At 29.8% G+C, this 12,266-nt stretch carries 11 protein-coding genes, 1 tRNA gene and 1 other annotated feature; of the genes, 11 read left to right on the forward strand and 1 reads right to left on the reverse strand.

Translation table 11 applies throughout. The features are described 5' to 3' along the window. From der to spoIVA, 4 genes are all read left to right on the forward strand, one after another. The gene (gene der, locus BFN48_RS06965; RefSeq protein WP_069650182.1) at positions 1 to 1,317 is read left to right on the forward strand and encodes a ribosome biogenesis GTPase Der; all 1,317 of its coding nucleotides are present in this window, start codon (positions 1 to 3) and stop codon (positions 1,315 to 1,317) included. Continuing rightward, positions 1,318 to 1,914: a glycerol-3-phosphate 1-O-acyltransferase PlsY gene (gene plsY / locus BFN48_RS06970; RefSeq protein ID WP_069650183.1), complete on the forward strand. Its 597-nt coding sequence runs from the start codon at positions 1,318 to 1,320 to the stop codon at positions 1,912 to 1,914. A 22-nt stretch (positions 1,915 to 1,936) separates the two neighbouring features. After that, positions 1,937 to 2,959 carry an NAD(P)H-dependent glycerol-3-phosphate dehydrogenase gene (locus tag BFN48_RS06975; protein WP_423230245.1) on the forward strand — a complete coding sequence of 341 codons (1,023 nt, stop codon included), beginning with the start codon at positions 1,937 to 1,939 and terminating at the stop codon, positions 2,957 to 2,959. Between the two features lie 163 nt (positions 2,960 to 3,122). Further along, positions 3,123 to 4,601 carry a stage IV sporulation protein A gene (gene spoIVA / locus BFN48_RS06980; RefSeq protein ID WP_069650185.1) on the forward strand — a complete coding sequence of 493 codons (1,479 nt, stop codon included), beginning with the start codon at positions 3,123 to 3,125 and terminating at the stop codon, positions 4,599 to 4,601. A 67-nt stretch (positions 4,602 to 4,668) separates the two neighbouring features. Here spoIVA and BFN48_RS06985 read toward each other — a convergent pair. Then, positions 4,669 to 4,746 (reverse strand) — tRNA-Pro (locus BFN48_RS06985). Positions 4,747 to 4,936: 190 nt separating this feature from the next. Here BFN48_RS06985 and BFN48_RS06990 point away from each other — a divergent pair. From BFN48_RS06990 to ileS, 7 genes are all read left to right on the forward strand, one after another. Further along, on the forward strand, positions 4,937 to 6,250 hold the full coding sequence (locus BFN48_RS06990) for a biotin/lipoyl attachment domain-containing protein (protein ID WP_069650186.1): 1,314 nt from the start codon (positions 4,937 to 4,939) through the stop codon (positions 6,248 to 6,250). A 45-nt stretch (positions 6,251 to 6,295) separates the two neighbouring features. After that, positions 6,296 to 6,958: a YggS family pyridoxal phosphate-dependent enzyme gene (locus tag BFN48_RS06995; protein WP_242863236.1), complete on the forward strand. Its 663-nt coding sequence runs from the start codon at positions 6,296 to 6,298 to the stop codon at positions 6,956 to 6,958. A 14-nt stretch (positions 6,959 to 6,972) separates the two neighbouring features. Continuing rightward, the gene (locus BFN48_RS07000) at positions 6,973 to 7,419 is read left to right on the forward strand and encodes a cell division protein SepF (protein ID WP_069650188.1); all 447 of its coding nucleotides are present in this window, start codon (positions 6,973 to 6,975) and stop codon (positions 7,417 to 7,419) included. A gap of 18 nt (positions 7,420 to 7,437) precedes the next feature. Beyond that, positions 7,438 to 7,701: a YggT family protein gene (locus BFN48_RS07005; RefSeq protein ID WP_069650189.1), complete on the forward strand. Its 264-nt coding sequence runs from the start codon at positions 7,438 to 7,440 to the stop codon at positions 7,699 to 7,701. Positions 7,702 to 7,717: 16 nt separating this feature from the next. Continuing rightward, on the forward strand, positions 7,718 to 8,506 hold the full coding sequence (locus BFN48_RS07010; protein WP_083238846.1) for a YlmH family RNA-binding protein: 789 nt from the start codon (positions 7,718 to 7,720) through the stop codon (positions 8,504 to 8,506). Between the two features lie 14 nt (positions 8,507 to 8,520). Beyond that, entirely contained in the window at positions 8,521 to 8,979 is a 459-nt protein-coding gene (locus BFN48_RS07015) for a DivIVA domain-containing protein (RefSeq protein WP_069650190.1), read from the forward strand. A 68-nt stretch (positions 8,980 to 9,047) separates the two neighbouring features. Next, positions 9,048 to 9,247: a binding site (T-box leader), on the forward strand. Positions 9,248 to 9,324: 77 nt separating this feature from the next. Continuing rightward, positions 9,325 to 12,099 (forward strand): isoleucine--tRNA ligase, encoded by a 2,775-nt coding sequence (ileS, locus tag BFN48_RS07020; protein ID WP_069650191.1) that lies wholly within the window; start codon positions 9,325 to 9,327, stop codon positions 12,097 to 12,099. Positions 12,100 to 12,266 lie beyond the last annotated feature (167 nt).

Here is a 12,266-nt window from a genome sequence, read left to right on the forward strand (position 1 = left end):
ATGGCAAGACCGGTTGTAGCTATTGTAGGTAGACCAAATGTAGGAAAATCTACTCTTTTTAATAGAATAGCAGGTAGAAGGATAGCAATTGTAGAAGATAGACCTGGAGTTACTAGAGATAGAATTTATGCTGAAGCTGAATGGTTAAACAAGTATTTTACTTTGATTGATACAGGAGGAATTGAGCCTGATACAGAAGATATAATTTTATCACAAATGAGAAGGCAGGCACAAATAGCAATTGATACTGCAGACGTTATTTTGTTTGTTGTAGATGGAATAGAGGGATTAACATCTACTGATAGAGAAGTAGCTAATATGTTAAGAAAATCTAAGAAGAAGGTATTACTAGTTTGTAATAAAATTGATACACCTATGACTCCAGATACGATTTATGAATTTTATGAACTAGGATTAGGTGATCCTATAGCGATATCAGCTTCACAGGGATTAGGAATTGGAGATTTATTAGATGCAGTAATTGAGCATTTTCCAGAGGATAAAGATACAGAATATGAAGAAGGTGTAATTAAAGTTGCAGTAATAGGAAAACCGAATGCAGGAAAATCATCTTTGATAAATAAAATTTTAGGAGAAGAGAGAGTTATAGTAAGTGATATACCTGGTACAACTAGAGATGCAATAGATACACCATTTCAAGTGGGAGAAGATAAGTTTGTTTTTATAGATACAGCTGGTATCAGAAGAAGGAAAAAAATTAATGAGAATGTAGAAAAATATAGTGTGATTAGATCATTAACAGCGATTGAAAGAGCGGATGTTTGTTTATTAGTTATAGATTCATTAGAATCTGTTACTGAGCAAGATGCTAAAATAGCGGGATATGCTCATGAAAATGGAAAAGCTACTATTATTATTATGAACAAATGGGATCTTGTTGAAAAAGATGATAAAACTTATTTAAGATATGAAAAGGAAATTAGGGAACGATTATCATTTATGTCTTATGCCCCAATATTATTTATTTCAGCAAAAACAGGACAAAGAGTTAATAGAATAATTGATTTAATAAAGAAAGTTTCTAACAATCATTCTATGAGAATTAGCACTGGTGTATTAAATGATATCATTGGTGAAGCAGTACTTATGAACCAGCCACCATCAGACAAAGGGAGAAGATTAAAAATATACTATGGTACTCAGGTAGGAATAAAGCCTCCGAAATTTGTTATTTTTATTAATGACATAGAGTTAATGCATTTTTCTTATCAAAGATATTTAGAAAATCAAATAAGGCAGACATTTGGCTTTGAAGGAACGCCTATTCAATTAGAATTTAAAGAAAAGGGGGATTAGATGTATAAAATCTTATTAGTACTATTATTGAGTTATTTAATAGGGAATATAAATACAGCCTATTTAATAGGAAAAATATTTGAAAACAAAGATATTAGAAATTATGGAAGTGGGAATGCAGGAGCTACAAATGCTTTAAGAGTTTTTGGTGTAAAGATAGCAGCTATAACATTTTTATTTGATTTATTAAAAGCAGTGATAGCAGTAATTTTAGGTAAAATGATTTTAGGAGAAACAGGGATGTTTCTTTCTGGTGTGAGTGTAGTTGTAGGTCATAATTGGCCAGTCTTATTGAATTTTAAAGGTGGGAAAGGCATAGCGTCAACCATTGGTGTAATGTTAGTTGTTAACTATAAGATAGCAATTATTTGTGTAGCTATTGGTTTGATTATTGTTATAAGATCGAAATATGTTTCATTAGGTTCAGTAATAACAATGGCTTTATTACCTATTATAGGACTAATTATAAATAGACCTTTTAATTTAGACTTCTTAATCTTTACATTAATACTATCTGTTATGGCTATTTATAGACATAAAGAAAATATATCACGATTATTGAAAGGACAAGAAAGAAAGATAGGTCAAAGGGTTTAAATGAGGAGGAATAGTAATGGAAGTGACTATTGGCGTTTTAGGGGGAGGTAGCTGGGGTACGGCTTTAGCTTTATTACTTGCCAATAAAGGCTATCATGTTGACTTATGGGTAAGAGATATAGATCAATGCAATTATATGAAAGAAGCTAGAGAAAATAAAAAGTATTTACCTAATGTTAAGCTGTCAGATAATATTAACGTTACTAATGATATAGAAGAAGCTGTTTATAGAAAAAATATAATTTTATTGGCTGTACCATCACATGCTGTTAGAGAGACAATCAAGAAATTTAAAACTCAATTGAAAGAACAGCCTATTTTAGTTAATGTAGCAAAAGGGATAGAAACAGATACTTTGCTTAGAGTTTCAGAGATTGTGAAACAAGAGTTGCCAACTATTGAGTACACTGTTATTTCAGGCCCTTCACATGCTGAAGAGGTTTCTAGAGATATACCGACAGCAGTAGTGGCTGCATCTACAAACAAAAAAACTGCTGAATATATTCAAGAAGTGTTTATGACTCCTAGGTTTAGGGTTTATACAAATCCTGATGTAATAGGTGTAGAACTTGGTGGAGCATTGAAAAATGTAATAGCTTTAGGAGCAGGTATATCAGATGGATTAGGATATGGAGATAATACTAAAGCGGCACTTATGAACAGAGGAATTATTGAAATTTCACGTTTAGGCGAAAAAATGGGAGCAAATAAAAAGACATTTGCTGGTCTTTCAGGAATAGGTGATTTGATTGTTACGTGTACGAGTCTTCATAGTAGAAATAGACGAGCAGGCATTAAAATTGGACAAGGAGCTAGTTTAGAGGAAGCAATTAAATCTGTAGGAATGGTAGTAGAAGGAGTAAGGACAACTAAGGCAGCATATGAACTATCTAGAAAATATAATGTAAAAATGCCGATAACGGAAGAAATTTATGGAGTGCTTTATGAAGGAAAAGATGTTAGATATTCTGTCTTTAATTTAATGATGAGAGATAAAAAACATGAGATGGAAGAAATTGTACAGGAAACGGGATTTAATTGGTAGGGACATCGAAAGGATGTCCTTTTTTTGTTAGCATGTCATATTATTTTAATCTTTTCATATATATATAATGTTAAGAACTAAGTCCAACTTCATATTTTTCTGAAAGAAAAATTATACTAAAAATGGAGATTCTTCAATATATTATATAAAGGGGGGAAAATGGATGAAGAATTTCGATATATACAAAGATATTGCTGAAAGAACGGATGGAGATATATATATTGGAGTTGTAGGACCTGTTAGAACAGGTAAATCAACGTTTATTAAAAGGTTTATGGAATTACTAGTTATACCAAATATAGATAATACATATAGAAAAGAAAGAGCTAATGATGAATTACCACAAAGTGGAGCTGGTAGAACTATAATGACAACTGAACCTAAATTTGTACCAAGTGAAGCTGTTGAATTAACTTTGAAAGATAATGTTAAGTTTAGGGTCAGAATGGTAGATTGCGTAGGATACATAGTAAAAGGGGCTTTAGGACATGAAGAAAATAATATGCCTAGAATGGTTACTACACCATGGTTTGAAAAAGAGATACCATTTGAAGAAGCTGCGGAAATAGGGACTAGAAAAGTTATAACTGATCATTCTACAATTGGATTAGTTATAACCACTGATGGTTCTATAACAGACATTGAAAGGTCTAATTATATTAAGGCTGAAGAAAGAGTTATTAGTGAATTAAAAGAACTTGATAAACCTTTTGTAATATTACTCAATTCAAGGCATCCAGATTTAGATAGTACAATAGCACTCAGAGAAAGTTTAGAGGAAAAATATCAAACACCAGTAATTGCAGTTGACTGTTTAAATATGTCTATAGAAGATGTAAATAATATTCTTGAAAAAGTATTGCTAGAATTCCCAATAAGAGAGATTAACATTAATCTACCTGGTTGGGTTGAAGGATTATCTAACAAACATTGGATACGTGAAAATATATTAAATTCAATTAAGGAAACTGTAACAGAATTATATAGAATTAGGGATATTACAAATACATTAGATAAATTTACAGATTGTGAGGCTATTAAAAATGCAACTATATCTGAAATCAAATTAGGTGAAGGAATAGCTAATATTGAAATGGATGTTGAAAATGATTTATTATATGATGTAATAAGTGAAATAACAGGTTATAAAATAGTTGGAGAACATCAGTTATTGGGATTAATTTCAAAACTTGCAAAATCTAAGAAAGAATATGATAAAATAGAAAGTGCGTTAAAAGACGTAAGAGAGAAAGGATACGGATTAGTACCTCCTAGCCTTGAAGAATTAGAATTGTATGAACCTGAAATTTTCAGGCAAGGTAATAGATTTGGAGTTAAATTGCGTGCAAATGCACCAAGTTTACATTTGATTAGAGCAGATATAACAACTGAAGTATCGCCAATTATTGGAACAGAGAAGCAGAGTGAAGAATTACTAAAATATTTACTAGATGAGTTTGAAAATGACCCTTCAAAAATCTGGGAATCAAATATGTTTGGCAAGTCACTACATGATCTGGTAAAAGAGCAGCTTCAGAGCAAGCTCAATATGATGCCTGATGATGCAAGAGCTAAGATTCAGAAAACTCTTCAACGTATTGTAAATGAAGGCGGTGGAGGGCTAATCTGTATCATAATATAATAAGATTATGATATAGATTACAAAATAAATGGGAAGGTTTTACCTTCCCATTTATTTTGTATGAAAATGGTCGGGATGACTGGATTCGAACCAGCGACCCCAAGTCCCCCAGACTTGTGCGCTAACCAAACTGCGCTACATCCCGAGAGTAATACATATTATACACATTTTTTTAGAATTTGTAAAGTTGATATAGAAATTATGATATACTTGATTTACAAACAGAAATAGGTCTTTAGTTATATTTGCATATGAATAACGCTTATTGTTAAAATAATAAAGGAAAATCTTAAAAGATGAAGAAATATAATATAAAGTTTTAGTGTGGTGATATTATGACTAAAGACAAAAGAAAACAAAAAAGAAGAAGACGAAAAAGGTTTAGGATTGGGTTGGTAATAATAGTAGTAATTTATTTATCGTTAAGAATGTTACCAACGTTTTGTGTAACAAATGCAGCTACAGTAATAGTTGAAGAAGGTAGTATTGATGTTTTTGAGAAGGCTAAAGGGATTATTTTTAAGAATGAAGTTGTATATAGGGCGACAACTAACGGTAAAATAATTTTTAATAAAAATGAGGGTGAGAAGGTTGGATTAGGGACTTTGATAGGACAAGTAGTAGCATCTGATAAGGCACATGAAATAGCGGAAGAATTGAATGTTATAAATAAAAGAATTGAGGAGTTAAGCAACAAGCTTAAAACACAGGAGATATTTTCAAGTGATATAGAAAAGAATCAGATTTTTATAGATGAAAAAATAGATATTTTGAGAAAAAATATTTTAGAAGGTAATTTTATTGAAATAAACCAAGTAGCAAAAGAGTTAAAATTAGATTTAGATAAACGTTCAGATTTGTTTGGTAACAATTCGTTAATAGCTAATGATTTGGACAAACTGTATGAAGTGCGTAAGAATTTACAGGACAGATTAAAAAATGCAAAAGCAAATTATTATTCAAAAAATTGCGGTTTAGTAAGTTATACTATTGATGGGTTGGAAGAAATTTATAGCTTAAAGAGTTTATCGAATTTCACTCCTGATAAGTTTAGAATTATAGAAAGGAATATACATAAAGTTAATAACGATTGGGAGGTTACTTCAGGTGAACCAATTTTTAAAATAATTGATAACTATAAATGGTACCTTGTAGTAAAACTAATGCCTGGGAGTAGTATAGATAGATTAAATGAAGGAAAAGATGTATATATAAAATTTATAGAAAAAAATGAAAAAATAAGAGGGAAAGTTTATAAAGTAAATAAAGGTAGTAATGAATACATAGTAATATTTGAATTTGATAGTTATCTATATAAGTTTTATAATGAGAGGTATATTGATGTTGAGATAATTACTGATACTTATTGTGGATTGAAAATACCTAAAAGTGCAATAGTAAAAAAAGACGGAATAGACGGAGTATATATTAAAGATATAAGTAGTATCGTAAAATTTAAACCTGTCAAAATAATAGGACAAAATGATAAATATGTAATTGTGGATGCAGGAAGTAAAATTAAAGCTGGTGATAGAGGAAAAATTGAAATAAATATTAATGGAAATTATGAAAAAAGATATACAATTTCTATTTTTGATGAAGTATTTATTAATGGTAAGAAAGTTAAAGAAGGACAGATTATAGATTAGAGGGAGGGGATTAAAATAATTAATATAAAAGCAAATTTAGAAGAAGTGTATAAAAATATTGAAGAAGCGGCTTTGAAAACTGGTAGAAGTCTAGAAGATATAACATTAATTGCTGTTACAAAAACAGTAGATGTTGATGTGATGAACGAAGCAATAAAGCTAGGAATTAATAATATAGGTGAGAGTAGAGTTCAGGAAATTTTAAGAAAGTATGATTTGATTAAAGATAGCCCTATATGGCATATGATAGGGCATTTACAAACAAACAAAGTTAAATATATTATTGATAAAATAGATTTAATTCATTCATTAGATAGGTTATCTTTAGCACAGGAACTGCACAAAAGAGCAGAGCAACATAATATTTTTGTAAATGCTCTTATTCAAGTTAATATAGCAGAGGAAGAAACAAAGTATGGACTTTATGGTGATGAAGTTATACCTTTTGTCGAAGAAATTATAAAATATCCTAAAATAAAGATAAAGGGTCTTATGACAATAGCTCCTTATACAGAAAATCCTGAAGAGGTCAGATATGTTTTTAGACAGTTAAAAGGACTTTCTGAGGAACTTAAAAAACGGGGATATCCAAATGTAGAGATGAAGTATTTATCAATGGGAATGACTAATGATTATAAAATTGCGATTGAAGAAGGTTCTAACATGGTGAGAATAGGTACAGGAATTTTTGGAGAAAGAAATTATTAGGAGGTATTATCATAATGTCAAATAAAAGTAATAAAATTATCAATAAGTTTAAATATATAATTGGTTTGGATGATTTTGAGGAAGATATAGTAGAAGATCCAATTGATCCGTTTATTGAAGAAGATTTACAGGTTAAAAAACGCGTTAACAATAGAATTGTAAGTATACATACAAATTTATCTATGAAATTAACGATTCATGAACCAAAAAAATATGAAGACGCACCTAAGATTATTGAGGACATAAAAAATAGAAAAACAGTTGTTATTAATCTAGAACATATGGATAGTGAGAGTAAAAGGCAAGTTTTTGATTTTTTAAACGGAGCAATTTATGCTTTAGAAGGGATTATTCAGAAAGTTGCAAAAGATATTTTTATTTTAGCTCCTAATAATGTAGAGATTAACGGAAATATAAAAGAACAATTGAAAAACAAAGGAATATTTCCGTGGCAAAGATAGTTAGAAGAGGTGTTGAATGTGTGGGTTTTAGAAAGATCTATAGATATATTTATAAACTTAATAGAAACATTGATTTTAGTAAGAATTTTTATGTCTTTTATAATTAGAGATTTAGGTAATCCTCTGTTTAACTTTATTTACCAAATTACAGAACCTATTTTAGCTCCTTGTAGAAATTTAATAAATAAATTAGGTATTAATACAGGTATGATAGATTTTTCGCCATTGTTAGCATTTTTATTCTTAGACTTAATCTCTTATATTTTAAGAACTATTTTATAACTAGATAGGTGATGTCATGTTTTTGAACAAAGCAAAATACTTAGAACATATTAGAGATCCAGAGCAAATAATAGTTATGAGGAAAATTTTAGATAAAATTGAAAAAGTATTAAAAAATCATGAAATTGTATATACTGACTTTTTAGATCCCTATCAAAGAAGATTAAGTCATTCAATACTTAATAGGTTTTCTGATTTAAATTATTTTGAAGAGGGTGGTCTTAAAGAGGCCGAAAGAAAATCGATTATAATATATCCATTTTATTTAATTAAGGAGGATATTGAAAATCCAATTGGTTCAATTAAGATAATTGGTAATTTTAAGAAAAAATTAAATCATAGAGACTATTTAGGTTCTATATTAGGATTAGGGATTAAAAGAGAAAAAATTGGGGACATATATTTACATGATGATTTTACGCAAATTGTATTACATAAGGATATTTTGGATTTTATTAAATTACATTTAAGTAAAGTTGGTAATCAGAATGTACAAGTTGAGGAGATAAGTTTAAATGAAATAAAACAAGGCACGATTGAATATATTGAAAAAAATGTTACTGTAAGCTCGTTAAGAGTGGATAATATTATTAGTGCAGTATACGATATTTCAAGATCAAAGTGTTTAATGTATTTTAATCAAAATAGAGTCAAAGTTAATTGGGAACCAATAAAGCAGCCATTTCATTTAGTTGATGAGACTGATATGGTTTCTGTAAAAGGTAAGGGTAGGTTTTTAATTTATAAGAATTTGGGGAAAACGAAAAAAGGAAGGTATAAATTAATAATAAAAATTTATGTTTAGTGGAGGTTTGGGTTATGTTAACACCTTTAGATATTCAAAACAAAGAATTTAGTAGAAGTATTAGAGGATATAAAGAAACAGAAGTTGATAGTTTTTTAGATGAAATTACTGTTGATTATGAAAAACTTTACAAAGAGAATATTGAGCTTAAAGATAAAATTTCTGCATTAAATGAGAGACTTGAACATTATAAAAATATTGAAAAAACGTTACAGAATACGCTAGTTGTAGCTCAAAATACTGCTGAAGAGGTTAGTTATAATGCTAAAAAAGAAGCAGAGCTTATTATAAAAGAAGCAGAAGAAAATGCAAGAAAGATTATTGAAGATGCACATAATGAAGTTGTTAAAATACAGAAAAAATATGAAGAAATTAAAAAAGAGTTATTGGTTTTTAAAACTAGGTTTAAGACTTTATTAAGTTCACAATTAGAAACGGTAGATATGTTTTTTAACGAAATTGATGAAAAATAATGAAAAATAATTGTTAATATTGACGAATTTTAGTTAATAATATATAATATCTTTAAAATTCTATATAGATAAAAACTATGAAAGGGAGAGTAGTTATTGTGGGATTTCAAGAGAGCTAGCGGTTGGTGTGAGCTAGTAATCCTGCTTTAATGAAAATCACCCTGGAGTTGACCTTCGAATTAAGTAGGGGGTTCCGGTAATCCGTTATTTAAATGAGAGACCATTTATGGTAATTTGGGTGGTAACGCGGAGTAACTTCGTCCCATTGGGATGAAGTTTTTTTGTTTATATAAACGACGGCGCATCTTAGTTAAAATAATTCGAAAATACATAGGAGGTGTTAGGATGGATTACAGTAAAACATTGAATTTACCAAAAACAGAATTTCCAATGAGAGCTAACTTACCAAAAAGAGAGCCTGATATTTTAAAAAAATGGTATGAAGAGGATATCTACAATAAAGGTCTTGAGAAGAATAAAGGTAATAAGAGTTTTATTTTACATGATGGTCCACCTTATGCAAATGGAGATATACACCTTGGTCATACTTTAAATAAGATTCTTAAGGATATAATAGTTAGATATAAAACGTTAAGAGGCTTTTATGCACCATATATTCCAGGTTGGGATACTCATGGCTTACCTATTGAATTAAGAGCGATAAAAGAGCTAGGTTTAAGTGTGAAAGAAGTTTCACCAGTTGAATTTAGAAATAAGTGTAGAGATTATGCACTAAGTCAAGTAGAAAAACAAAAAGAACAATTTAAGCGTTTAGGTGTAACAGGTGACTGGGATAATCCATACTTAACTTTAAAACCTGAATATGAAGCTCATCAGATAGAAATATTTGGAGAGATGGCTAATAAAGGATATATATATAAAGGATTAAAACCAGTTTACTGGTGTCCAAGTTGTGAAACTGCACTAGCAGAAGCTGAAATAGAATATAAAGATAAAGTATCACCATCTATTTATGTAAAATTTGAGCTTATTGATGATAAAGGTTTATTTAAAGACTACGTAGATAATTTAGAAAATGTTTATTTTGTAATTTGGACAACAACACCATGGACTTTACCTGCTAACTTAGCTATTTCTGTTGGACCAGAATTTGAATATTCTCTTGTAAAAGTTAACAATGAAGTTTATGTTATAGCTAAAGAATTGATTGAAAAGGTGACAAAAGAAATAGGCGTTGAGGAATATGAAATATTAGCTGATTTTAACGGTAAAATGCTAGAATATATGAAAACTAAGCATCCTTTTATCGAAAGAGAGTCAGTTGTTATATTAGGTGATCATGTAACATTAGATGCCGGTACTGGATGTGTTCATACAGCACCAGGACATGGTCAAGAAGACTTCTTGATTGGACAAAAATATAATCTGGGTGTATTGAATCCTGTAGATAATAAAGGACATTTTACTGATAAAGCAGGAAAATATGAAGGTTTATATTATGCAAAAGCAAACAAGGTGATACTTAATGACTTAGAAGAGAGTGGGCACTTAATTGCTAGAAATGATATTACACACTCATATCCACATTGTTGGAGATGTAAAGGTCCAGTTATATTTAGAGCTACTGAACAATGGTTTGCTTCAGTTGACGCATTTAAAAATGAAGCAATTGAGGCTGCGAAGAAAGTTGAATGGATACCTGGCTGGGGTGAAGAGAGAATTATTAATATGATTAAGGATAGAAACGATTGGTGTATCTCAAGACAGAGAATTTGGGGGGTACCAATACCTATCTTCTACTGTGAAGAATGTGGTAAGGAATTAATAAATGAAGAGACTATAGCAAAGGTTTCTTCAATTTTTAGAGAAAAAGGCTCTAATGCTTGGTATGAGATGGAAGCAAATGAATTACTTCCAGAGAATATAAAGTGTGAATGTGGATGTACTAAATTCAAAAAAGAAATGGATATAATGGATGTATGGTTTGACTCTGGTTCTAGCCATAAATCTGTTATTGAAGAATATGAAGAATTAACATATCCAGCAGATTTATATCTAGAAGGGAATGACCAATATAGAGGTTGGTTCCAGTCATCACTTTTAACGGCTATAGCTACTAAAGGAACTTCACCATATAAAAGTGTTATAACTCATGGTATGATAGTAGACGGTGAAGGTAAAAAGATGTCTAAGTCATTAGGAAATGGTGTTGATCCATTAGAAGTAATAAATAAATATGGAGCAGATATATTAAGATTATGGGTGTCATCTTCAGATTATAAGTCAGATGTAAGAATGTCAAATGAAATACTTAAGCAGATGTCTGAGGTTTACAGAAAGATTAGAAATACAGCAAGATTTATTTTAGGAAATCTATATGACTTCGAACCAGAAAAAGATGCAGTAAGTTATGATGAACTTTTAGAAATGGATAAATGGGCTTTGATAAAACTTAATAGATTGATTGAAAAAGTTACAAAGGCTTATGATAGTTATGATTTTCATGTAATTTATCATGCAATTCATAATTTCTGTGTTGTAGATATGAGTAGCTTCTATTTAGATGTATTAAAAGATAGATTATATACACTAAGAAGTGATTCAAAATCAAGAAGAGCTGCTCAAACTACAATTGATATAATTCTTAAAGCATTAGTTAAGATGATTGCGCCAATAATACCTTTTACAGCTGAAGAAATATGGCAGTTTGTTAAGGGTGAAGATGCTATTAGTATACATTTAACTGATTGGCCTGAGCCAAAAGCTGAATATTATAATGAAGCTATAGAAAGTAAATGGAATAAGATTATTTCTTATAGAGAGGATATAACAAAGGCTTTAGAAAAAGCAAGAAGCCAGAAAATAATAGGACATTCATTAAATGCTTTAGTTAAGATTTATGCTAATAGCGAAGATTACGAATTCTTAAAGAGCATAGAAGAAAAATTATCAGAGATTTTGATTGTTTCAAAGGTAGAAGTAAATGAAGATAAGGAAGTTGATGGAGACTATACAGCAGGAGAAAATAATGATATTAAAATAGTAGTTGAGCAGGCACCAGGACAAAAATGTGAGAGATGTTGGATATTTAGTGAGACAGTTGGTGAAAGTTCAGAACATCCAACAATTTGTGCAAAATGTGTGGCTAATTTAGAATAGTGAATAGAGGGTTTGTATGTAAATTGACATACAAGCCCTTTTTAAACACATAAGGAATTATAAATTGAGATTTTGCTTTTAAAAGGCTTTACATACTTGACATGAAAGTTAGAAATTATATAATAATAGAGAAAGTTATAAGTATATGCAAGCTAGGAGGAAGAAAT

This window comes from Caloranaerobacter ferrireducens, assembly GCF_001730685.1.
Taxonomy (GTDB): domain Bacteria; phylum Bacillota; class Clostridia; order Tissierellales; family Thermohalobacteraceae; genus Caloranaerobacter; species Caloranaerobacter ferrireducens.